Source organism: Haloarcula sp. CBA1127 (assembly GCF_001485575.1).
Classification (GTDB): Archaea; Halobacteriota; Halobacteria; order Halobacteriales; family Haloarculaceae; genus Haloarcula.
The window spans coordinates 1,697,517-1,721,228 of the sequence record NZ_BCNB01000006.1 but is presented as its reverse complement, the minus strand read 5'-3'; the positions used below and the strand labels follow the sequence as shown (position 1 = coordinate 1,721,228).

Sequence of the window (23,712 nt, the reverse complement as noted above, 5' to 3'; positions counted from 1 at the left end):
GAGACGGAACCGGGCCAATCCGCAGTGAATTGGATGGGCTTTTAGTATTCCGTTCGCAAGGGCTCTAGTATGAGTGTCTCCGATGAACACGCGGACGACGGGCACGGGGAGCATCACCTCCCGGCGACGGAGGACTGGCCCCACGGGTTCGGTGAGGCCAGCTGGTGGCCCTTTGTGACGGCAATCGGTGGTTCGGGCATCTACGTCAGCGCGGCCCTCCTCGTGCTCTCGATTGGCGAGAACGCACTTGTCAGCCAGACGGTCGGGGCGGGAGCGATGGCCGGGAGCGTCGGCCTCTTCCTCGTCGGCATCTACGGCTGGCTGTATCACGCCTTCGTCTCCGACTTCTGGGAACGCGGGACGGACTACCACTCGGACAAGACGCTGAAGTTCGCCATGCTCCTGTTCCTCGGGAGCGAAATCGCCACCTTCGGCGCTGGCTTCGTGTACTACTTCATCGTGCGCGGCGGCGAAGTCTGGGCGCAGGCGGCAGTGCCCGAGGTATTCGGCTCACTGGTCATTGTCAACACGCTGATTCTGATCGCCAGTTCGGTGACGCTGCACTACAGTCACGTCGCACTTCGTAACGGGAACCGGAGCCGGTTCCTGAAGCTGCTGGGCACGACGCTGCTGCTGGGCGTCATCTTCATCGGCGGACAGGTGTACGAGTACTACGAGTTCATCGTTCACAAAGGCTTCACCGTCGGTGGCGGTATCTACAGCTCCGCGTTCTACGGTCTGACGGGGCTCCACGGCCTGCACGTCACGATGGGCGCTGTGCTCCTCGGTATCGTCTTCGCCCGCGGGTACTACGGTCAGTACTCGGCTGAACGACACACCTCTGTCTCGACGGCGTCGATGTACTGGCACTTCGTCGACATCGTCTGGATCTTCCTCGTCGTCGTGCTCTACATGGGCGCGAACCTGGTGTAGGTCGCCGACGAGTTTTAGACAGCCGCCGCTCGTTTCACACGCATGGACCAGCTAGACGTCAGCGGGAGCTTCGACGTACACGAGTACCGACACGGGCTCAAGCTGCTGAAAGACGACCGCGGGACGATGACGCTGTCGAACCGGAAGGGGTTCGCCTGTCCGGCCTGTGGCAACGAGTTCGAGACGCTCTTTATCAGCGAAAAGCCGACAAACACCTTCGGAGACCCCGGATCGCCCTTCTGTCTGGTTCGGACTGATGACCAGCTACTGGTCCTGACACATTGAGCCGTATCTGCTCCGGTAACAAGGCTTATCCCACCTGACCCGATTCGGTGAGGTATGAATCGGATTGTCCCTGCGATCGGTCTCGCTGCCCTCGTCGTCCTCTCTGGCTGTGTGACGGCGACGGTTGACTCAACAGTGACCGCCGACGGCACAGTTTCGGAGTACGACCTGACTCTCGAAATGTCCCCGTCGGTGTACGACGGCCTTCAGAGCCAGGCCCAGCAGGAGGGCTATGACTCGGTCGAAGGGTACCTCCTGGCCGACGTGAACACCAGTCGGATGTCGAACCACACGTACGAGCAAGAGCTGGAGGGTGAGAACGTCACGCTCTCGATGACGTTCACGGACTGGAACCCCGGCCCGGAAAGCGACGTGTCAGTCAACTCCAGCGAGGGTAACGTCACGTACGAAGACCGGACGTTCGTCACTGCAAACGAGGATACTGACGTGGCCTTCGGCGATGGCGTCGCAGTCGAGTACCAGCTGACGATGCCCGCCGACGTCTCGTCCTCGAACGCTGATATCGTTCAAAACGAGACCGCTGTCTGGGAGTACGCGGCTGACGAACCGGTCGAGGAACCGATCCGCGCGACCAGCCCTGCACCGTCGTCGGCCTTCGGCCCCGGAATGGGAATTCCCGTCGCCGTCGTGGCACTGCTCGGGGCCGCACTGCTGGCCAGTCGGGACTGAGTAGCTGCAAGCGTCACCGCACGCACTCTTTGTACCCGGATTCGAAGTCTACAGCCGCTGGCCGAGTGGCTGATACTCCTCTCAGACAGTGGAGCGGGCGATACCGCCAATATCTCTAATATTTTATAATGTGTGTTTATTGCCGTTTCGTCCGGACACAGAACGATGCGCGCAGCCAGACTCCACGAGTACACGCACGACATGTCGAACGGGCTCTCGATAGATGACGTAGATGCGCCACAGGTCGCATCCGGAGATGATGTCATCGTCGAAGTCGAGGGGGCCGGCTGGTGCCAGACTGACAACCACATCATCGAGGGGATGTGGGAGCAGTACGTCCCGCAGGACCTCCCGATGACACTGGGCCACGAGAACGCCGGCACAGTCGTCGAGACCGGCGATGATGTCGACATAGTCTCGGAAGGCGACCAGGTCATCTGTCACCCGGTCCAGACCTGTGGCACCTGCCGACCGTGCCGACAGGGCGAGACAATGTACTGCGAGAACGACGCGTTCAATGGTCTGACGACCGACGGCGGCTTCGCCGACCAGCTCCTGACCAGCGACCGGTCGGTCATTCCCCTGCCCGAGGGCGTCGACCCGGCCGACATCGCCCCGCACGCCGACGCCGGCATCACGGCCTACCACGCGGCGAAGAAGGCGGTCGATGGGCTCAACCCTGGCGACACCGCTGTCGTCATCGGCATTGGCGGCCTCGGCCACATCGGCCTCCAGTGCCTCGACGCGATGTGTGCCGCTGACCTCGTCGCCGTCGACATCAAGCAGTCCGCCCGCGACCTCGCCGACGACCTCGGCGCACACTACACCATCGACCCCGAAAGCGAGGACGTCGCTCGCGAGGTCGAAGCCATCAGCGACGGTGTCGGCGCCGCACAAGTGCTTGACTTCGTCGGCGCGGACGAGACGACAGCGCTCGCGCCTGACATCTGTGCCGCCGGCGGCGACCACCATATCATCGGCTACGGCGGCCACATCCACGAACCCGCACAGGCGCTCGTCAACGGCGAATTTGCCTATCAGGGCAACATCGTCGGCCAGTACACCGAACTGCAGGAACTGGTCGCACTCGTCGACCGCGGCGCGGTCGACCTGCACACGACCCAGTACGACCTTGGCGAGGTGAACACCGTCGCACAGATGCTGGAAGACCGGGAGATTGAGGGCCGAGCAGTCATCACACCCTGAACCGCCCGTTCGCTTCTTGAACTGCCTGTGTTGCGGTGCCGTATCGCTGAATAGGGCACTCGCCTTTCGGATTACCGCCCGTCGGCGTGGGTCTGTTCTGTTTCGTCAGCCAGAACGTGATAACGTCTGAGAAACACGTCTCGGCGCACGGTCCCAGCACCGGCCGCTTCGAGTCGGTCTTCCAGCCCGGTTCGGCCAAAGTGACAGTGCTCCCGGTAGCAGGGCTTACACAGGTACTCGAAGGACTTGCCGTCGCGGTTCCAGCGGTCGCCGTACTTGTCGTATTCGCGGGCATTCGACCGGGCAACCGTGTCGCCGCAGGCGATGCAACAGACCTCTTCGTCGGTGTCGCGGTGCCAGGCGTTTCTGAAACCCATTAGAACCACACTCCTTCTGACTGCCCACACGTATGTCCGTCGTGCCAGTCTCGTGAACACACCGCAGTACCCCTCGGTAGTCCGTACTGTGTGACCATCGTTTACAACTGGACGTTTTGTCCAGCAGTCCGTCGCCGTATTGCATCACTGACGAGGGTCGTTTTTATACAGCTCGTGGGACATCGCTATGCCAGCAACAGAGGACCGACGGTTGCTGGCAGAGTGTCATGGGTATGAGAGATACTTGTCAAAACGGCATTGGAAAGAGGACGCCGGTGGAGGACTGTGAACCACGGTCGGAGCAAAGCTCTTGCCCAGCTCAAATCCCTCGATAGCCTTCGCTCGTCGCGTTCGTTCCTTGCAGAAAGCCGGTGGAGGGATTTGAACCCTCGGCCTAATCCTTACGAAGGATTCGCTCTGCCAGTCTGAGCTACACCGGCGCGTCGCTCGCGTACATCAGTTGTTGGACGCATAACCGCAATAAGGATTGCGAATCGGGGCCACCGAGAGGAACGTTCTCACTCCTCTCGGGACCCGACGACGGTGACCGGGTCGTCTGCCTCAAGCAGGACCTGCTGGGAAACGCTCCCGAACACGGCCTTGCCGGTCGGCGACCGCTTTCGCGACCCCATGACGATCTGGTCGGCATCGAACTCGTCAGCCAGCTCGATGATGCCGTCGGCCGGCGGCTGCTGCCCCTCTGCCAGTTGGACGTCGACGTCCTGGTCTTCAAGGTAATCGCGCACGAGCCTGACCGTCGAGATCCGCTCGACGTTGCGTATCTCCTCGGGCGCTTCCGCCTCTTCTTTGGTCAGGGCGTGCGTGATCACGGCCTCGATCTCGGTCTCAGCAGACGGTAGCTCCGCGACGAATGCGGCCTGGCCACGGGCGCGGTCCTCATCGGCATCGACTGGAACAAGTATTGTGTACATGTTTTACCCTCCTAGATACAAGCGTCCGACTTCCTCGTCGTTAAGCAGTTCGGTCCCCGTGCCGGTGAACTTGATTTCGCCGCTTGCGAGCACGAAGCCGCGGTCGGCAATAGAGAGCCCTTTTTCAGCGTTCTGTTCGACAAGCAACATAGTGGTTCCGAGGTCGTTGAGTTGTTCGATGCGCTCGAACACGTCGTCGATAAACCTCGGTTCGAGTCCGATCGACGGCTCGTCAAGCATCATCACGTCCGGTTCGACCATCAGCGCGCGGGCCAGTTCCAGCAGGCGACGCTGGCCACCCGAGAGGGTGCCAGCCGACTGGCTCCGGAGGTCGGCCAGTACCGGGAACTCCTCGTACAGTTCCTCGGCGCGGGCGGCGGCGCGGTCGTCGTCGTTGAACACGTAGCCGCCCATCAGCATATTCTCGTGAACACTCATCCCAGGGAAGACGCTGGCGTCCTGCAGGACGTAACTCATCCCGTTAGCGAGGTTCTGCTGGGGCGACCGGCCAGTAATGTCATCACTTCGAAACGACACCGTCCCGGTCTGGACATCCGCGAAGCCGTAAATGCTCTTCATCAGTGTGGACTTCCCGGAGCCGTTCGGGCCGATAAGACAGGCGACCTGTTCGTCCTCGACAGCGATACTCACGTCGTGCAACACGGTGGTGTTGCCGTACCCTGCTGTGACGTTCTCCATTCGAAGCACCGGGTCCCCGGTCGGTTCGTTCGTGGCGTCTGGTGTGGATGCCATATTCACTCCCTCCCGAGGTACGCGTCGAGCACGCGCTGGTCATTCTGTATCTCTTCTGGCGTTCCCTCGGCGATGCGTTCGCCGTGGGCCAGAACGTAGATGCGGTCGGCGATATCCATGACGAAGTCCATGTTGTGTTCAATGAGGAAGATGGTCGACTCCTGCTCCTCGTTGGCGTTGCGGATGTAGTCGATGAGATTCCCCAGCATGGAGGGATTGATGCCGCCGGCGGGTTCGTCCATCAGCAGAATTTCGGGTTCCGACATCAGTTCCATCGCGAACTCAAGCAGCTTCTGCTGGCCGAAACTCATTCGGCCGGCGCGGGTCTCCGCAAGCCCGCCCAGGTCGACATAGTCCAACAGTTCGTCTGTGCGGGCGAGCAGCGAACTGTCGGGGCGACGCATGAGACTGGACACGTCAGCGCCGCCCTCTTGGGCCGCAAGCAGCAAGTTTTTCCGGACAGTCATGTCTCCGAAGATACGGGTCTCTTGGAACATCCGGCCCAAGCCCGCCCGTGCGATCTTGTGTTCGGGCCAGTCCGTCACATCCTCGCCCTGAAGGTAGACCCGGCCCTCGTCGGGCGTCAGCGCCCCGGTGATACAGTTGAACAGCGTGGACTTGCCGGCACCGTTCGGCCCGATGAGGCCGACGATTTCACCGCTGTGGATTTCGAGGTCCACGTCGTCAACGGCGGTCAAGCCGCCGAAGCGCTTTGTGACGCCGTCCGTCCGCAGCACCGCACGGTCGCTGTCCGTGTCGAGTGCCGGGCCGCTCGTTGCCTTACTCATCGGCACTCACCTCCGATCCGTCGTCAGTGTCTGTGGCGGCCATGCCGCCGTGTTTGTAGTAGTCCATCTGGCTCGCGTATTCGCTGAGCGTTCCGACGACACCATTGGGGAAGCCAATGACCGTGATGATGACAGCTCCACCGAGCAGGACGAGTTGCCACCCAACTGCGTACGTCTCCACGAGTTCGATGATGGTGTGGAGACCGAAGGCACCGAGAACGGGGCCGGCGACAGTGCCGGACCCGCCCAGCAGCGCCATCGCGATGAGTTCCACGTTCCACGCGCCGTTGTAGGCCGTCTGGGGGTCGATGAACGTGTTGAACAGGCTGTACGCGGCGCCGGCAAAGCCTGTGAACAGGCCGGCCAGCATCCACGCGGCCGTCTTGTAGTAGGTGGTATTGAACCCCATCGCCGTGGCCTTCTCCTCGTCGTCGCGGATTGCGTTCAGGACGAAGCCAAAGCGCGTCCCCGAGAGGTAGTACACGAGCGCCATCTCGACGACGAGAACCCCCAGGAAGAGGTAGTAGAAGGTCTCGCCCGACGGCGTCTGGAGCAGGATTTTTCCGCTGGCCCCGCCGGTGATATCGAGGTTCCGGGAGATCTGCTGCGCGGCCAGCAAGACGCCGAGCGTAGCGATAGCGAAGTAGTGGCCGCGGAGCCTGAGGACGATGACGCCGATGACGGCCGCGAAGGTCACCGCCAGCAGGCCGGCTAAGAGGAACGCGACCGGGAACGAGAGCGCGAAGTCTTTTGTTAGAATTGCCGTCGCGTACGCCCCGATACCGAAAAACGCCATGTTCCCAAAGCTCGGATAGCCGGTCTGTCCGCCGACGAGGTCCCAGGACAGCGCCAAGATGGCAAATAAGAACATCTCGGTGAAGACGGTCATCCGATAGCCAGCCTCCAGCCCCAGTAGCGGCAACGCGGCCGCGGCGAGCGTGCTGACGGCCAGCAGTTGCCAGCCGTAGGCGTCACACGTACTGAGGAACCGGTCGACCTGTTCGGGCGGAAGGACCGACCGGAGGACGCCCCGAGACTCCTCATCGCTCGTGCTCATTGTTCAGCCCCCTGTCCGAACAGACCATTGGGTTTGACGACGAGCAACACGATGAGCGCAGTGAACGTCACGGCGAGTGTCCACTGCGAGGAGATGAACCCTGCGACCAGTTCCTCAACGGAACCCAGCAAGAGCCCGCCGATGAGCGCGCCGGGGATACTTCCGACACCGCCGAAGACGACGATGACGAAGCTCTTGAGCGTGTAGATGAGTCCCATCTGTGGCTGGATGTTCAAGATGACGGCGATGAACGCGCCGATACCGCCGGCGATAGCCGAGGAGACGCCGAAAGTCACCGCACGGGTGTGTTCGACGTCGATGCCGACCAGGGCCGCGGCCTCGGGATTCTGTGAGACAGCCCGTATCGCTCGTCCGGTCCGTGTCTTCTGGAGGAACACGTACAGGAGTGCAGTGAGGACGAGTGCGCCGGCGAAGGCAACGAGTTTCATCTTCGGGACGACAATGCCAGCGAGGTTCATCGACGGGTCCGCAAAGCTCACCTGAATCGACCGTGGGTTCGCCGACCACGCCTGTATCGCCAGCTGCTGGATGGCGATGCTCGCGCCGAAGGTCACCAGCAGCGTGAGGAAGATGTCAGTCCCGATGACTCGTGAAACCAGTGTCCGCTGGAGCGCGTACCCGATGCCGAACAGCACGGCGATGGCAACCGGGATGGTCGCCAGGAACAGGAGCGGCGACCCCTCCGCGTTCCCGGTGACCAGCGTCAGCACCCAGTAAGAGGTGTAGCCACCGAGCATCACCATTTCGCCATGGGCGAGGTTGATGATGTCGACGACCCCCCAGATGAGCGCGAATCCGACCGCCACGCCTGCGAACAGCGCACCGACCAGCAGGCCGTTGACGACGAATTGGGTGGCAGCCATCGCTCTCAGCGCTCGCTCCAGTCAGGCATCGGGTACACCGGAGCAGACTGCGCCACGTTGTCCGGGTACACTATCTGAAGGTCGGACTCAGGCTGCCACTGGTAGACCAGCATGTTCTTGTCGATGACGCCGCTGTCATCGAAGGTGACGGTGCCGTACACTGTCGAGAACTCGGTCTGGTGGATGTGGTCCCGGACCGCCGTCGGGTTGAGTTCGTCGACGTTCTGGAAGGCGTTCATGAAGGTGAGGATGACCGCCTCGCCAGCCGCACTGTGGTAGTCCGGCGTGTAGTCGTAGTTCTCCTCGATGCCGGAGACGAAGTCGCCGGTTTTGCCGAACACCGGGTCGTCGAAGTCCGCGTTGACTGCCCACGAGGATGGCCCGTACATGTAGTCGCCGTTCGCGCCGGCCTCATCCTTGAACGAGTCGTTGAGGCTCCCGACGGTTCCCATCGCCGCATCGACGTTGACGTCCTGACTCTCCATCTGGTTAGCCAGGATGATGTTGTGCTTCTGGTGGGCACACAACAGGAGGATATCTGCGCCACTGTCCCGGACCCTGCCGAGGTTCGTCGAGAGATCAGACGTATCGGACGGGAACGTCTGGTCGACAACCAGTTCCAGATCTGTGTTGCTGATTTTGTTACGTGCACCCTCCGCAGTCGACTGGCTGAACGTGCCGTCCTCGGCAAGAATCGCGATAGACTCGGGTGCTGAGTCCTGCGCGAGGCACATATCGATGTAGCTCTTGGCGTACTTGTTCGCCGTCGGCAGGAGGCCGAAAATCCACTCGTTACCCTGTGCGAAAATCTCCGGGCTCGCACCACCGCCCTCGACCATCGGTTTCTGGTTCTGTGCGGCCACGGCGCTCGCGGGCAGGGTGACCGTACTAGAGTACGGCCCGAGCAGGTAGTCGATCCCCTCGCGGTCGATGAGTTCCTGATAGATAGACTTCGACTGGGAAGCGTCGGTCCCGTCGTCACGGAGCACCATATCCAGTTCGTACGTGTTGCCGTCGCCAGCCTCGATGCCACCGGACTCGTTGATGCGCTGGATGGTCAGTTCGTAGGCGTCCTTGTACAACTGCCCGAGGTCGGCGTTGTCTCCCGTGAGACTCATCGACCCGCCAAGGGTGATGACGCTCGTTCCACTACCGCTTTCCCCGGTAGAGCCGCCGTCATCGCCACTACCTCCATCGCCCCCGTCGCCACCGTCACCGGAACAGCCAGCGAGCCCCGTCAGTCCGAGAACACCTGTGCTTCCTGCCACCTTCAGAAACGCGCGTCGGTCTTGTTTTCCAGTCATAGGTCGTTTTACGCCCGTGTATCAATGATACACGGCCTGTACGTCCCGTTGTGACATACCCTATTAAATGTTAAGGATACTGTGGCGGAGAGACGTGTCCGTACAACTACTCCGTCGGAACGAGCCACACCGAAAAGCGGCCTACCAGAGTATGTGCGGCCAGAAGACTGCGAAGGAAACGAGAACGAGCCCTGTCAACACGAGCGTCATCAGGATGTTCAGCACGACACCGGCCCGTATCATATCTCGTTGCTCTAGGTGGCCGCTCCCGAAGACGATGGCGTTCGGCGGAGTCGCGACTGGGAGTGCGAACGCGAAACTCGCCGCGATAGCCCCGGTAACCGTCAGCGTGATAGCGGCCTGTATCGGTTCGACGCCGAGCGTTCCAGCAAGCACACTTCCGAGGCCGATGAGGATCGGTGCGAGTATCGTCGTCGTCGCCGTGTTCGAGGACAGTTCCGTCACCAGCACGGTGAAGATGACGACAGCGAGCACGACGAGGGCCAACGGTGCGCCGACCAGTGTGTCGAAGACGGTCCGTGCCAGCCACGTCGTCGCCTCAGTTTCAGCCAGCGCGTCCGCCAGAGAGATGCCGCCACCGAACAGGATAATGGTCCCCCAGTCGATGTCGACCAGATTCTCCCAGTCGTCAGCCCCCGATAGGACGAGTGCTGGGATCGCGAGCAGTCCGACCACCACGAGGTACAGAACGCCGTGATGGCCCATCAGCCCAAACACAGTTTCGCCTGTGCCGCCGAACAGCGTCACAAACACCGGTTCGGGAAGGATTCCTTCGAACAGGAATCCGAGTCCACCGAGAATCCACAGTCCCGCGGTGGCCGCAAAGATATACGCCGCGCGCCGACCGCTTTCGGATAGTGGCCCTTCTTCCTCAAGGTACGCTTTCGCCTGTGTTTTCGCCCCGCTTACGTCCTCGACCTCCGGGGGGTACAGCCAGAACGTCAGGACGTACCACGTCAGCGGCAAGGTCAGTACGACGATGGGTAGCCCGATTGCCAGCCACTGCACGAACGATATCTCGACGCCGATGAGCCTGTCGAGAAACGCCACGGCGACGACGTTTGGCGGCGTCCCGATGAGGGTTCCAACCCCGCCGACGCTTGCCGCGTAGGCCGTTCCGAGCAAGGTCGCGATTCGCATGTTCGATGCCTCGTCATCGGGAACATCTCGACCAACGACCTCGGCAAGCACACCCAGCGCGACGGGCGTCATCATCGCCGTCGTTGCCGTGTTCGACACCCACATCGAGAGAAACGCCGTCGCGACCATGATTGCCAGAATGAGCAGTCGCGGTGAACGCCCCATCCAACTAATGAGGCGCAGGGCGATGCGGCGGTCGATGTTGTGGGTCTGGAGCGCCTTCGCGAGCATGAACCCCGCTACGAACAGGTAGATGAGCGGGTCGGCAAAGCCCGAGAGCGCGGCTTCCATCTCGGTGTAGATACCGAACACCGTCAGCAACACCGGTATCAGCAACGCCGTCACCGGGAGCGGCAGGGCGTCCGTCACCCAGAGAATCGCCGCAAAGGCCATCGTCGCCAGTGCGTACTGTGCGGCGATGTCAAGGCCAGCCGGCGTCGGGGCTGCGGCTATCGCGGCCGTTGAGACGAGGGCGACGGTAATCGCCGCTGCCGTCCGCCGCGGTTGCGTTCGACCCGACCAGGTCATGGCCGGCACCGCCGGTTAGCCGCCGCGTCTTGGCATCCGTGGAATGTCCGTTCGGTCATGGTTAGAACTTCGAAACCAGCACGCGAACCTGTTCGGTGGTCAGTTCCGACTGGTACAGTTCGAACAACACTTCAAGCCGTTGCTCCGAGAGACTCCGGTTGTTGTTCTCTAGCATTGAGATGTGAGCCTGCATGATATCGTCGATTTCCACCTCGACCTCCCGCTGGCCGAACCCCGCCGCAACGCGGAGAAGACGCCACGCTGTCGGCGAGATATTGTGGATGTCGATGTCGTCATCCTCGCTCACCTCCATCTGCTACTATTCCCCACCATCAGACGAATGGACATAATTGTTCGTTTCAGCGCGTCAGTCGAACGTCGAGAACGACGTTGTGTTCCTTCGGGGCATAGGATCGAACGGTGTGGCGCGTTTCGACCGTCACGTCGTAGGCCTGCTCCGCAGCCGCCCGGATCGCTCGCTCGCCGGGCCCGAACAGGTCATTCTCGTGCTGAATGTCGTAGTAATGCAGCACGCACTCGTCGGCCGCCAGGCGGACGGCGGTCTCCAGAAACTCGTCGGCGCTGTGGGGCAGGTTCATGACGACGCGGTCAGCCCAGCCCTCGTACTCGCCGGCGACCTCGCGTACATCGCCGCAGATGCCGGTCACGCGGTTGGAGACGCCGTTTTGCTCCGCATTTGCTCGGAGGTACTCAATCGCCGTCTCGTTGATGTCCGTTCCGACGCAGGTCGCCCCGCGTTTGGCGAACGGAATCGCGAACGGGCCGACACCGGCAAACATATCGAAGGCCTGCTCGCCCTCGCTGACCTGCTCGGTGACGCGGTGGCGTTCCGTCGCCAGCCGCGGCGAGAAGTACACTTCGGCGAGGTCAAGGTCGAACGTACAGCCGTACTCCCGGTGGGTGACTTCTGTTCCGTCGCCAGCGAGTACGTCCCAGTCCCGGACCCGCTGTTCGCCTTTGATCTTCGATGCGCGGTTCAACACCGCCCGCACAGGCAGGTCCGAATCCATGATGGCATCGGCGATCATTCGGGCTCGTTCGTCATCGTCTTCATCGACAATCGCGACATCACCGATGCGCTCGTAGCTCGGGTCGAATTCGAGGGCGTCCGCCGGCATCGTCTGGCCCTCGCGGACCGGCGGGTCTGCCTCGACAACGGTGAGGTCCGACGGCACCGCTGTGGGGTCAGTGACAGGAACGTACAGCTGCCCGTCGACGACCGTGATGTCATAGCCGTCGTCAACGAGGTTTGCCTTGGCGAGGCGCTGGCGCGTCTCTTCGCCGGCCTCGCGGGGAACGCGAACGCAGGGAACGCCCATACTCCCCCTCCCCGACCACGGGCGGTAAGCCTGACGCTTCGCGCCCTTTATCCCCGGCGACGACCCACTTCGGATATGCTCACATTCGTCGGGCTGGGCCTCTATGATGAGCGCTCGGTCACGGTCGCGGGCCGCGACGCCATCCGGGACGCTGACCGGGTGTTCGCTGAATTTTACACAAGCCGGCTGATCGGTACTGATATCGAAACGCTGGCGGACACACTGGAGACGAGTATCGAAGTCAGGGACCGAGCCGGCATCGAACAGGACCCTGAGCCGATTCTCGAAGCCGCCGAGAGCGAAAACGTCGTCTTCTGTACCGCCGGGGATACAATGGTCTCGACGACACACACTGACCTCCGGCTTCGGGCCGCGGACCGTGGTATCGAAACCCGAATCGTTCACGGGACAACCGCCCAGACTGCTGCCGGCTCGCTGACCGGCCTGCAGAACTACCGCTTCGGGAAGGCTACGACCCTTCCGTTCGAGGACGCACACGGCGGTGACGGCGTACCGGACAGCGTCGTCGCTACCATCAAGGACAATCGGGACCGGGACCTGCACACGCTGGTCTACCTCGACATCAAGGTCGACGACCCCCACTGGGACGAGAGCGACGACACGTACATGACCGCCAGCCAGGCCGCCGCTATGCTGTCGGAGCCGTTTCCGGACACGCTCGGGGTTGTCGTGGCCAGAGCTGGCAGTCCAGACCCATTAGTGGTCGCTGACACGCTCGACGAACTCGCTACGCAGACGTTCGGCGACCCACTCCATTTGCTTGTCATTCCCGGTTCGCTCCACCCACTTGAGGCGGATACACTGGAGTCACTTGCTGGCGCAGCGTTAGAATAGCGAGCGTCGGTTCTGCAACGCAGTTCAGTCGTCACCGGGCGTCGCAGGACCCGACTCCGACTGGTCCTTTTCGAATGTCGTTCCAAGGTCGTACTCGGTTCCGGTCACCAGAAACAGGAGGTCCTCGATGATAACAGTGAGCTCCGGTAGCTCCCGCATCAGCACCCACGTCAGCCCAACGAGGACGATGACTGAGCCGAACTGCGCCAGCATCCGGTCGACGATGTAGTAGGACACCAGCTGTGCGTCGCTGAGGCCGAACAGCGCCATGACCGTTCCCGGGAAGAACTGCGCTTTCTGGAGGCCAAATGCCAGCGCGATGCCGAGGTTCCGAATGAGATTCAGTACGTAGATGATGCCGACGGCCACGACCAGCACGCGAAGCTTCCGCCGCCACGGTGCCTTGACTGCCAGTATTCCGCCGGCGAAGATGGAGATGCTGCCGATACCCGTACAGGCCAGAATGATAGTGTACGTTATCGGCCGCTCGTTCCCGTCGAACCAGAACGTGTTCTCGTAGGGGTACTGTTTCGACGCGATATCGATGCCGTTGTGCGAGAGCCCGTCAACCACCATTGGGTCGTACCCGATGAGCGTCATCAGGAAGACGACCTGATCGGTGACGATTTCGATGATTGTCTGGCGGAGTGGTCCAATAGTGAGGAAGGGCACGTAGATGACGCCCATGATGCCGATGGCACGGGTCAACACCAGCAGCGACTCCCGGCCGTTCCAGAGTAAGTAGCCGGTGTACAGCGACAGTGGAACGGCGATGACGCTTCCCAGCCCCTCGACGACGCTTTTCTGTATCAAGATGAAGTGTGGTGCCAGAACGAGCCAGTACGCTGCGAACAGAACCCAGCCGCCCGTTCCAACTGGGCGAGCAAGTCCCTCGTCGTACTGGGCAATGGCTACGCTTCCCAGAAACGCCACAAGAACAAGCCACATCAGCGGTTCCGAGACCGTGACCGGGTCGAACGACAGTCCAGCGATGTCGACGCCCGTCTGCAGGACTGTCTCACTCATTGCTCGTACGTTAGCCAAACCGGCGTATATGTTTTGTCGTTGCGCTACTGTGCGGTGTCGTCGTCAGAACGAGTCAACGGCAGCGCCGCCGCTACCGGCGTAGCGCGCAAAAGAAAGAACGGTGTTCAGGGACTGGAGCGATTCCAGTTAGTTGTCGCGTCGGACAGCGAGGAGTGCAGCAGCGACGAGCGCGATGAGCGCGATGGCTGCCGTGAAGCCGGGACCGGACGCTTCCGTGGTCTCAGCTTCGTCGGTTCCGGAGTCCATGGTGGTGGTCTCCTCAGTCTGCTCCTCGGTTGCCGGCGGTTCCGTTTCGGTTTCCGTCGGCTCTTCCGTGGCCGTCGGCTCTTCCTCGGTGCCAACAGTCACGTTCGCACTGTCCGTAACGGCGGAGCCGTTAGCGGTGTACGGACCGTCAGCGCCAGGGAAGTCGTACGCTTCGTTGCCGTTGGTGTCGAGGTGCGGCATTGCGACCGCAGTGAAGTCCTCGTCCATCGGCTCGTCGAGCGTGATCGTGATGTCCTCGTGGCTGCCTGCCTCGAGGTACTCGGAGTTCCCGACGACGTCGCCGGATGCGTTACCGGCGTGGACTGCGATGAAGCCACCGGCGGACAGCTGTGCGCTGTCGACGACGACTTCGCTACCGTCGGATTCCTGGTCACTGATACTCACAGTGGCCGTGTCCGAATCGGTGAGCTGTCCGTCTTCCTCGTCACCGAGGTTGTCACCGTCGACGTCGAGCGTCTGAGCGGTGAAGTTCGTTCCTGCCGAGTAGGCGCTGAAGTCAACCGTAGCGGTGTACGTACCGTTCTGGCCGACAGTCGCTTCAGGTCGGTCAAGGAACGGGTTGGAGTCACTCTCGGACTCGACTTCAACCTCAAGCTCGGAGCCAGGCGCGACCGTGGTCGTTCCGGTAACCTGCTGGTCAGCGGCAGCCTGAGCCTGCACGAGGCCGTTAGCCGTGTCGAGAGTTGCATCGCGGTCAACGATGCTGTAACTGTCTTCGATGCCGTCGTTGTCTTCGGCCAGACCAGTGTCCTGCGACACGGTGAAGTTGGCCGTAAGGACGTCATCTTCGTCGTCGTCGCGGATCGGAACGCCGCTGGAGAAGTTCGCTTGCTCCGTCTTCACAGCGACGAAGTACGTGTTGTTGTCAGGGTCGTCGACAACAACGACGTTGGTGCTGTTGAGGTCAAGCGGATCCTCATCTGCGTTTGCACCGACATCAGTGCGGTTGACGGTGAGGTTGAACGCGTCGTTGTTACCAGGGCCACCAGCAGTCGACCGGAGGAACGCCTGGGTCGTGCTGGAGGAGCTGTTGACTTCCTCTTCGTAGGCGAGCGGGCCTTCGACACCAGAAGCAACGATCTGGTGGACAACGAGGTCACCGTCAGCGATGTTGTTCGATTGAGTCAGGTTCTGGCCGATACGATCACGAATGTCGATATCGTCATCGTCGAGCTCAGCGTCCTGTGGGGCCACCCAGCTACGCATGCTCTCAGTGGAACGCTCGCTCAGTCGGAGCGTTCCGACGGAGTCAGCGCTACTGTCCTGAGACGTGCCTGCAGTGACGTTCAGGTTGTAGCTGGAGGCTTCAATTGTCTCTTCGCTAAGGTTGGTGCGTTCGAAGGTGCCGTGCTCTTCGACACCAGTGATCTCGTCGTCACCCTCAACGTAGAGGATATCGCTAGCGGAAACACTGGCACTACTGAAGCCAGCTCCGACATCGCTGCTACCACCGGCGAGGTAGCTGTTGAACGAGACAGTGACTTCGCCGTCACCGTCGTCGTCCTCGATAGTTCCGGAGATTGCGTAGTTGTCGTCCTCGTCGTCGCCGACGAAGACAACAGCTTCGTCTTCGTTATCGAGCTGGTAGGTGATGTTCGCCACGTCACCACGCTCGTCCGTCACAACGCTGCTCTCGAAGCTGGCGTCGCCGTCTTCAGCTTCGGAGACGTTGATCTGGCTGGTGCTGGCTGTGACGCCAGTCTGGTTGTCCGTCACGTTGATCGTGTACGGACCATCATCAGCGTCGAAGCCGTCGTAGCTGCTGATGTTGCCGAAGATGAAGTCCGTCTCATCGTTACCGGAGAGACGTTTCTTGACAATCGTGTCGACTTTGTCGCCGTCATCGGCGAACAGAGTCGCGTTGGCCGGCTGGCCACCGCGAGTGATGGTGACGTTGGCGATGACATCGTCCTCGTCGGTGATGTCATTGTCGTCAGCTTCGACGTTCAGGTCGAGATCGCTGACCTTGAAGCCGGCTTCACCGACAGAGTCGTTCTGCGGCGAGACCGAGACGTTGTAGCGCTGACCAGTGTCGAGGTTTTCCGTGTCGACAGTGTAGACCTGACTGTTGGCCTCGTACGTGTCGTCGGAGACAATGCTACCCTGGTCTTCTTCGACGAAGACATTGCCACCGTTGGTGTCGTTCACCACGGCAACTGTTTCGCCACGGTAGACGTTGATGTTGTACGATCGAGCCGAGTCACTGCCGAAGGACGTGATCGACGTCGACGTGACGTCGATGTCTTCGGCAACGACCGAGTCACCGCCGAGATTGCTGACCTTGATGGTCAGGTTGCGGTTCGGCTGAACGTCGTCGTCAAGATCGATCTGAAGACGTCCGTCGCCATCATTGTCCGAAAGGGACGGGTTGCCGCTGACGAAGTTGCTCGGGTTTGAGTTGCCGTCAACGAAGACTGTGACGTCGCCGGGAGCGACACTCCCAGTGCCGCCATCAAATGCCAATTCAACTGTACCGTCGTTATATTCGACTGCCTGCTGAACGCTGACGTTCGCGGCGGCGGCTGCGCCACCGGAGAACGCGATGGTCCCGGCAAATACCGAGAAGACCATCAGCGCCGTCAGAAACAGGCTGCGGATTTTTTCGCTTGTATCTGTCATGTTTGTGTTTGCTATCGGGCGACCCCAGCAGTTTTCCACGTGGTCGGAACGTGACCACCGAGGCCACGCATAGACCGGACCGGCGTACTCACTTCTGGCGTCATGGGTAGGGGTATCGGTACATTGCCCGAAGTGTGGTAAATGCTTTGTGGAATAATGTTGGTAAGTATACTACAAGTAATAGTTATTCAATAATGTTTTTGGACATACATTTAGGCCTGATATGGAAGTCTATCTGACTTGTTCAAAAATTGGATAGAAAAACACCCCGGTTGAGATACGCCTCTGTCTCCTGATTCGAGCGACGTTCGTTCCACTGCCTGGCGATGAACGCGAGGTCCGATGTTGCTGTGGCCTGCAAGCGATATCTCGGTATCATGAAAACCGGAATCGGCTATCAGTGATTGGTGGGGAGTAATACAGCTGAAATGAAAACAGATAGCCAAGAGCTGGCGCAACTATATGAGGAGCACAAGGAACGCCACAGACCGGCGTGTATTGTTCGGAGAAGATCGGACACCAACAGAGACGGTCGCGGATGTGAATTCTGAACGCCCGGATAGGTTGACTTTGATGCTCGAAGCGTCCTCCAAACGAGCCTCTCACAAGAGCCATACGACTTGGTTCTCAACGCTGCAAGCGGCCGGGGACATCACGAAGTTCCCGGCCAGTGTCGTAAAGACACGGAGACCGGGTGCAGCGATTATCAACTGCAACCGCAACAAAACGTAGGTCGACCGGCAGTACATGATGAGCGCCACGGGTAGCGCTGTCCCGCTGAGAACGCCGTCCTATGCGATCTACGAACACAAGGTCGATTGCCGAAGCTACCCTCACAGTGACCCAATCACGACTGCGGACCAGCAATTAGCCGTTCAGAAGCGACCCGGATAACACTCTGGCTACAACAAGTATGGGCCGTTTTGTAGTCTGTTGGCACTGCTTGCGCACGCGCGAAAGAAAAACCGATGTTCAGGGACCGGAGTAGTTCCGGTTAGTTGTCGCGTCGGACGGCGAGGAGTGCAGCAGCGACGAGCGCGATGAGCGCGATGGCTGCCGTGAAGCCGGGACCGGACGCTTCCGTGGTCTCGGTTTCCTCGGTTGCCGGCTCATCGGTTGCCGGTGCGTCAGTTTCCTCGTCGGTTGCCGGCGGTTCCGTTTCGGTTTCCGTCGGCTCTTCCGTGTCCGTAGGCGTGTCCTCGGTGGCGATGGTCACGTTCGCACTGTCCGTAACGGCGGAGCCGTTGGCGGTGTACGGACCGTCAGCGTCCGGGAAGTCGTACGCTTCGTTACCGTTGGTGTCGAGGTGCGGCATTGCGACCGCCGTGAAGTCCTCGTCCATCGGTTCGTCGAGCGTGATCGTGATGTCCTCGTGGCTGCCTGCCTCGAGGTATTCGGAGTTCCCGACGACGTCGCCGGATGCGTTACCGGCATGGACAGCGATGAAGCCACCGGCGGACAGCTGCGCGCTGTCGACGACGACTTCGCTACCGTCGGATTCCTGGTCACTGATGCTCACAGTGGCCGTGTCTGCATCGGTGATCTGTCCGTCTTCTTCGTCACCGAGCTCGTCACCGTCGACATCGAGCGTCTGAGTGGTGAAGTTCGTTCCTGCCGAGTAGTCACTGAAGTCGGCCGTGGCAGTGAACGTACCGTCCGCGTCGACAGTCGCTTCAGGTCGGTCGAGGAACGGGTTGGACTCACTCTCGGATTCGATCTGGACCTCAAATTCGGAGCCAGGCGCGACCGTGGTCGTTCCAGTAATCTGCTGGTCAGCGGCAGCCTGCACCAGCACGAGACCGTTGGTCGTGTCGATGGTTGCGTCGCGGTCAACGATGCTGTACTCCACATCAGCGCTGTCGTTGTCGTCGCTCAGGCCAGTGTCCTGCGACACGGTGAAGTTGGCCGTGAGCTCGTCATCTTCGTCATCCTCGCGGATCGCCGTGCCGCTCTCGAATTCTGCGTTCTGGGTCTCCACAGCGACGAAGTACGTGTTGTTGTCAGGGTCGTCGACAACAACAACGTTGGAGCTGTTGAGGACGAGCGGGTCCTGATCTGCGTTTGCACCGACATCGCTACGGTTGACGGTGAGGTTGAATACGTCGTTGTTATTAGCGCCGCCAGCAGTCGACCGGAGGAACGCTTGGGTCGTGCTGGAGGAGCTGTTGACTTCCTCTTCGTAGGCGAGCGGGCCTTCGACACCAGAAGCAACGATCTGGTGGACAACGAGGTCACCGTCAGCGATGTCGTTCGACTGGGTCAGGTTCTGGTCGATACGATCACGAATGTCGATATCGTCATCGTCGAGATCAGCATCCTGTGGGGCCACCCAGGTACGGATGTTTTCAGTGGAGCGCTCGCTCAGTCGGAGCGTTCCGACGGAGTCAGCGCTGTCTTCCTGAGACGTGCCTGCAGTGACGTTCAGGTTGTAGCTGGAGGCTTCAATCGTCTCGTCGTCTAGGTTGCTGCGACTGAAGGAGCCACCCTCTTCGACACCAGTGATCTCGTCGTCACCCTCAACGTAGAGGATATCGCTGGCGGAGATGCCACTGATACCGCTCGTGCCGGCGAGGTAGCTGTTGAACGAGACAGTGACTTCGCCGTCACCGTCGTCGTCCTCGATAGTTCCGGAGATTGCGTAGTTGTCGTCCTCGTCGTCGCCGACGAAGACAACAGCCTCATCTTCGTTATCGAGCTGGTAGGTGATGTTGACCACATCACCACGATCGTCGTTGACAACACTGCTCTCGAAGCTGGCATCACCGTCGCCAGCTTCGGAGACGTTGATCTGGTCGGTGCTGGCTGTGACGCCAGTCTGGTTGTCCGTCACGTTGATCGTGTACGGACCATCATCAGCGTCGAAGCCGTCGTAGCTGCTGATGTTGTCGAAGATGAAGTCCGTCTCATCGTTACCGGAGAGACGGTCCTTGACAATCGTGTCGACTTTGTCGCCGTCATCGGCGAACAGAGTCGCGTTGGCCGGCTGGCCACCACGGGTGATGGTGACGTTAGCGATGACCTCGTCCTCGTCAGTGATGTCATTGTCGTCAGCTTCGACGTTCAGATCGAGGTCGCTGAGCTTGAAGCCAGCTTCACCAGCAGAGTCGTCCTGTGGTTTGACCGAGACGTTGTAGCGCTCACCGCTGTCGAGGTTTTCGGTATCAATGGTGTAGACCTGACTGTTGGTCTCGTACGTGTCGTCGGAGACAATGCTACCTTGGTCTTCTTCGACGAAGACATTGCCACCGTTGGTGTCGTTCACCACGGCAACTGTTTCGCCACGGTAGACGTTGACGTTGTACGATCGAGCCGAGTCACTGCCGAAGGAATCAATCGTTGTCGACGTGACATCGATGTCCTCGGCAACGACCGTGCCATCGCCACCAGTCAGACCGGTGACCTTGATGGTCAGGTTGCGGTTCGGCTGAACGTCGTCGTCAAGATCGATTTGAAGGCGGCCGTCGCCATCATTGTCCGAAAGGGACGGGTTGCCGCTGACGAAGTTGCTCGGGTTTGAGTTGCCGTCAACGAAGACTGTGACGTCACCGGAAGCGACGCTTCCAACGCCGCCATCAAATGCCAATTCAACTGTTCCGCTGTTATATTCGACTGCCTGGTCGACGGAGACGTTCGCGGCGGCAGCTGCGCCACCGGAGAACGCGACGGTCCCGGCGAATACCGAGAAGACCATCAGCGCCGTCAGAAACAGGCTGCGAATCTTATCTGAATTTCCTGTCATAGTTTGTGTTTGCTATCGGGCGACCCCAGCAGTTTTCCACGTGGTCGGAACGCAATCAGCGCGATCGCGTGTAGACCGGACCGGTGTACTCACTTCTGGCGCCATGGGTAGGGGTACAGTCTATACGATAGGTGTCTGTTGTAAATGTTTTGTGGTAAGAATATCTGATTGTCATGAATGGTCAGGTTAGAGAAGCACTGTCTATGTCGATTAGATGTGACATAAGAAGCCTGTAGATCTAGAACAGGACCGTCATTCGGGTGTCTGACGCCCCAGATCTACATATCGGAGATGGTCTCCTGTCCTGAGACCCAGGGCTTCACAGACCCTGACTGCTGGCTCAAAAACGACTCTGCAGGAGGCTCGTCTCCTGACAGCTACCGCGTGAGAATAGCTTAGGACAGACGGTTACTGCCGACCAGTACCGTCAGTTCGTCACGATTTCGATTTCGCGGCCGTCGGGGTCTTTGGTGAACGCATAGCGGTCGTCACAGCTCTCGGGGTCGCGGTAGTCCTCAGCGTGGCGCCCCATCAGCGTCTCCCACGCGTCGTGGAGGTCATCAGTCTGGACCGCGAGATGCCCCCACGCATCGCCGAGTTCGTAGGACCGACCGTCGTAGTTGTAGGTAAGTTCGACCGACATCGCTTCGTCGGGGGCGTCCTCTGGTTTGAGGAAGTACAGCGCGAAGTCATCGAACTCTTCGCGGCGGAACAGTTCGTAGTCGAGCTTCCGGACGTACCAGCCGATAGCCTGTTCAGCGTCTTCGACACGGATCATTGTGTGGTCGAGCGACCACTTCGCGCCGTGGTCTCGCTCGACGATCTCGATTTCGTGGCCATCAGGGTCTGTGACGAAGGCATAGGAGCCACCACAGGAGTCCGGGTCGCGGTAGTCCGCAACGCCAGCGTTCATCAGCTCGTCGTAGGCGTCGTACACGTCGTCACAGCGGACGGCGATGTGTCCCCACGCGTCGCCCATCGTGTACGAGCGCCCGTCGTGGTTGTACGTCAGTTCGAGCAATGCGCCCTCCTCGTGGACATCCTCCGGACCGAGGAAGACGTTCGTGAACGTGTCCGCCTCCCAGCGGCCCTTCTCCTCGTAATCGAGATGTGTCGTGTACCAGTCCAGCGAGGCGTCCAGATCCTCGACGCGCATCATCGTATGATCGAGTGACCACATACGCGGCATGTGGTCCGAGCGAGCGAAAAGGCTACCGCCAGAGGCGGTTCCGTCCGGATTCGATACCGCGGTCACTACGTCGATGTGTCGCCCCGGATGGCCGGTAGATAGTACCACCAGACCACGATAAGAAGGACAAGGGAGCCGACCGGAACAGCCACGTAGTTGAGCCGCCTGTTGAATCCCAGAAACACGGGAAACTGCGTCAGGCCCGCACCTGCGAGTGCGAGGGCGGTCATCCGAACGTCTTCACGCCAGACGACACCGGCAACGGCGCTGGCTAGAGCAAAGGCATACAATAGGACGCCCGAACCCCACGATTCGATAAACTGGGGGAGTGCGCTGGTAAAGCGGATGAAGTAGCTGTAGACCGAGAGCAGCTCCGGTGGGTTCGTGTTGAACAGTCCAAACGAGAAGACAAGCGTCAGTTCCTCTCCAATTAGCACCACTGTCCAGGGGACGAGGCCAGCAACAACGACAGCGATAAGGCGGCGTCTGGGACCGCGGTCCATAGTTGGTTGCAGGGTTCCACACCCATGAACGCATCTACTCCAGCGGATTCTGCAAGTCACGTGCGCGCGTGAGCCAGCGCGCGACACCTAGCGATTGGCGACGATTCGCAGGATATCTTCGTCCGCGAGTTCGTGGTCGCGCCCGACCTGCTGTTCGTCGTGCTTGGCGCTTGGACCGGTCACACGAGCGAATCGGAAGCGCTCATCGAAGCTGCCGCCGAGTTTCTCGCAGGCGTCGTCGACGGTGTCGCCTTCACGGAGTATCAGCGGTTCCTCGCGGTCGACACCGCGGCCCGGCTTGTCCATGTAGATCCGGATCAGGCCGAGTTCCTCCCAGATGCGTTCGGTGAGGCTCTCCAGCCCTTTCTCTTCCTCGGCGCTGATGAAGATTGCCTCCTCGGGGTCAATGTCCCGCTCTTGGAGTTCGTCTTCGACCTTCGGAAGGTAATCGGGTTCGATGAGGTCCGCCTTGTTGACGGCGACGAGAGACGGCAGGTAGACGCGATTGTCCATCACGCCGTCGATGAGCTGGTCGATATCGAGCTGCTCGCCGATGGTCACGTCGGCGTTGACGTAGCCGTGTTCGCGCAGGACGGCTTTGACCGTCTCGTCGTCGAGTTCGACACCGGTGGCCGTGTTAACCGAAATCCCGTCTTTGCCCTTTTTGCGGACGTTGACCCACGGTCGGTCCTGATCGAGCCGGATTTTGTTCTTGTACAACTCTTCGCTGAGTCGGTCGTATTGGTCAATCTCGAAGACGGAGATGAGGAAGACGATGAGGTCCGCGGTCCGGACGACGGACAACACTTCTTTCCCACCACCGCGGCCGCCAGCAGCCCCCTCGATAAGTCCGGGAACGTCGAGAATCTGGATGTTCGCGCCCTTGTGCTTGAGCATTCCCGGATAGACATCGAGTGTGGTAAACTCGTAGGCACCGGTTTCAGACTCGGCGTTAGTGAGGGCGTTCAGCAGCGTCGACTTCCCGACGCTGGGGAACCCGACGAGCGCGACGGTCGCATCGCCGTGTTTCTCAACACCGTAGCCACCGCCGCCGCCCGAAGAGGCCTGTTGTTCGAGCTTCTCCTTTTTCTCCGCGAGCTTGGACTTCAGCCGACCGATATGGGCCTCTGTAGACTTGTTGTAGGGAGTGCTGGCGATTTCGTCTTCGAGTTCCTGAATCTCCTCTTCGAGCCCCATTAGATGTATGTCGGCCCCTCGCACCGAATAAGGCTTTCCTCCCTCGCCGACGCTACCA

General features: G+C 60.4%; 21 protein-coding genes and 1 tRNA gene. 5 read left to right on the top strand and 17 right to left on the bottom strand.

The genetic code is table 11. The features are described from left to right. The first annotated feature begins 69 nt into the window (after positions 1-69). From AV059_RS13355 to AV059_RS13340, 4 genes are all read left to right on the top strand, one after another. Entirely contained in the window at positions 70-933 is an 864-nt protein-coding gene (locus AV059_RS13355; RefSeq protein WP_058995126.1) for a heme-copper oxidase subunit III, read from the top strand. A 42-nt stretch (positions 934-975) separates the two neighbouring features. Then, positions 976-1,218, top strand: a complete 243-nt coding sequence (locus tag AV059_RS13350; protein ID WP_058995123.1) for a hypothetical protein — start codon at positions 976-978, stop codon at positions 1,216-1,218. Between the two features lie 54 nt (positions 1,219-1,272). After that, positions 1,273-1,908 (top strand): PGF-CTERM sorting domain-containing protein, encoded by a 636-nt coding sequence (locus AV059_RS13345; protein WP_058995121.1) that lies wholly within the window; start codon positions 1,273-1,275, stop codon positions 1,906-1,908. 165 nt (positions 1,909-2,073) lie between these two features. After that, positions 2,074-3,114 (top strand): NAD(P)-dependent alcohol dehydrogenase, encoded by a 1,041-nt coding sequence (locus AV059_RS13340; RefSeq protein ID WP_058995119.1) that lies wholly within the window; start codon positions 2,074-2,076, stop codon positions 3,112-3,114. Between the two features lie 71 nt (positions 3,115-3,185). Here the strand turns inward: AV059_RS13340 and AV059_RS13335 are convergent, their stop codons facing one another. The 11 genes from AV059_RS13335 to AV059_RS13285 form a co-directional block, all read right to left on the bottom strand. Next, a complete protein-coding gene (locus AV059_RS13335; protein ID WP_058995117.1) occupies positions 3,186-3,491 on the bottom strand; it encodes a hypothetical protein in 306 nt (101 codons plus the stop codon). A 366-nt stretch (positions 3,492-3,857) separates the two neighbouring features. Beyond that, positions 3,858-3,931: transfer RNA gene (locus AV059_RS13330), tRNA-Thr, on the bottom strand. Between the two features lie 78 nt (positions 3,932-4,009). Next, the gene (locus tag AV059_RS13325) at positions 4,010-4,423 is read right to left on the bottom strand and encodes a universal stress protein (RefSeq protein WP_058995115.1); all 414 of its coding nucleotides are present in this window, start codon (positions 4,421-4,423) and stop codon (positions 4,010-4,012) included. 3 nt (positions 4,424-4,426) lie between these two features. Beyond that, complete coding sequence (locus tag AV059_RS13320) at positions 4,427-5,176, bottom strand: ABC transporter ATP-binding protein (RefSeq protein ID WP_058995107.1); 750 nt, start codon at positions 5,174-5,176, stop codon at positions 4,427-4,429. A 2-nt stretch (positions 5,177-5,178) separates the two neighbouring features. Continuing rightward, entirely contained in the window at positions 5,179-5,964 is a 786-nt protein-coding gene (locus AV059_RS13315; RefSeq protein WP_058995105.1) for an ABC transporter ATP-binding protein, read from the bottom strand. After that, entirely contained in the window at positions 5,957-7,021 is a 1,065-nt protein-coding gene (locus AV059_RS13310) for a branched-chain amino acid ABC transporter permease (RefSeq protein WP_058995103.1), read from the bottom strand. The genes AV059_RS13315 and AV059_RS13310 overlap by 8 nt, the downstream gene beginning before the upstream one ends. Then, entirely contained in the window at positions 7,018-7,905 is an 888-nt protein-coding gene (locus AV059_RS13305; protein WP_058995101.1) for a branched-chain amino acid ABC transporter permease, read from the bottom strand. Before AV059_RS13305 ends, AV059_RS13310 begins: the two co-directional genes overlap by 4 nt. Before the next feature lie 5 nt (positions 7,906-7,910). After that, the gene (locus tag AV059_RS13300; RefSeq protein ID WP_058995099.1) at positions 7,911-9,209 is read right to left on the bottom strand and encodes an amino acid ABC transporter substrate-binding protein; all 1,299 of its coding nucleotides are present in this window, start codon (positions 9,207-9,209) and stop codon (positions 7,911-7,913) included. Between the two features lie 141 nt (positions 9,210-9,350). Next, complete coding sequence (locus tag AV059_RS13295) at positions 9,351-10,898, bottom strand: DASS family sodium-coupled anion symporter (protein ID WP_058995097.1); 1,548 nt, start codon at positions 10,896-10,898, stop codon at positions 9,351-9,353. Positions 10,899-10,959: 61 nt separating this feature from the next. After that, positions 10,960-11,211: a hypothetical protein gene (locus AV059_RS13290; RefSeq protein WP_058995094.1), complete on the bottom strand. Its 252-nt coding sequence runs from the start codon at positions 11,209-11,211 to the stop codon at positions 10,960-10,962. A 46-nt stretch (positions 11,212-11,257) separates the two neighbouring features. Next, positions 11,258-12,238, bottom strand: a complete 981-nt coding sequence (locus AV059_RS13285) for a class I SAM-dependent methyltransferase family protein (RefSeq protein WP_058995093.1) — start codon at positions 12,236-12,238, stop codon at positions 11,258-11,260. Between the two features lie 75 nt (positions 12,239-12,313). On the opposite strand from AV059_RS13285, the gene dph5 reads away from it, so the two are divergent. Then, positions 12,314-13,093 (top strand): diphthine synthase, encoded by a 780-nt coding sequence (gene dph5, locus AV059_RS13280; RefSeq protein WP_058995091.1) that lies wholly within the window; start codon positions 12,314-12,316, stop codon positions 13,091-13,093. Positions 13,094-13,117: 24 nt separating this feature from the next. Here dph5 and artA read toward each other — a convergent pair whose 3' ends face one another. The 6 genes from artA to AV059_RS13250 all read right to left on the bottom strand — a co-directional run bounded on the left by artA (position 13,118) and on the right by AV059_RS13250 (position 23,654). Further along, the gene (artA, locus tag AV059_RS13275; RefSeq protein WP_058995089.1) at positions 13,118-14,119 is read right to left on the bottom strand and encodes an archaeosortase A; all 1,002 of its coding nucleotides are present in this window, start codon (positions 14,117-14,119) and stop codon (positions 13,118-13,120) included. Positions 14,120-14,266: 147 nt separating this feature from the next. Continuing rightward, positions 14,267-17,026 carry a BGTF surface domain-containing protein gene (locus AV059_RS13270; protein ID WP_058995087.1) on the bottom strand — a complete coding sequence of 920 codons (2,760 nt, stop codon included), beginning with the start codon at positions 17,024-17,026 and terminating at the stop codon, positions 14,267-14,269. A 994-nt stretch (positions 17,027-18,020) separates the two neighbouring features. Next, positions 18,021-20,765, bottom strand: a complete 2,745-nt coding sequence (locus AV059_RS13265; protein WP_058995085.1) for a BGTF surface domain-containing protein — start codon at positions 20,763-20,765, stop codon at positions 18,021-18,023. A 427-nt stretch (positions 20,766-21,192) separates the two neighbouring features. Next, positions 21,193-21,945 carry a VOC family protein gene (locus AV059_RS13260; protein WP_058995084.1) on the bottom strand — a complete coding sequence of 251 codons (753 nt, stop codon included), beginning with the start codon at positions 21,943-21,945 and terminating at the stop codon, positions 21,193-21,195. A 74-nt stretch (positions 21,946-22,019) separates the two neighbouring features. Then, on the bottom strand, positions 22,020-22,457 hold the full coding sequence (locus AV059_RS13255) for a TIGR04206 family protein (protein WP_058995082.1): 438 nt from the start codon (positions 22,455-22,457) through the stop codon (positions 22,020-22,022). An 87-nt stretch (positions 22,458-22,544) separates the two neighbouring features. After that, entirely contained in the window at positions 22,545-23,654 is a 1,110-nt protein-coding gene (locus tag AV059_RS13250; RefSeq protein WP_058995080.1) for a GTP-binding protein, read from the bottom strand. Between the last annotated feature and the right edge of the window lie 58 nt (positions 23,655-23,712).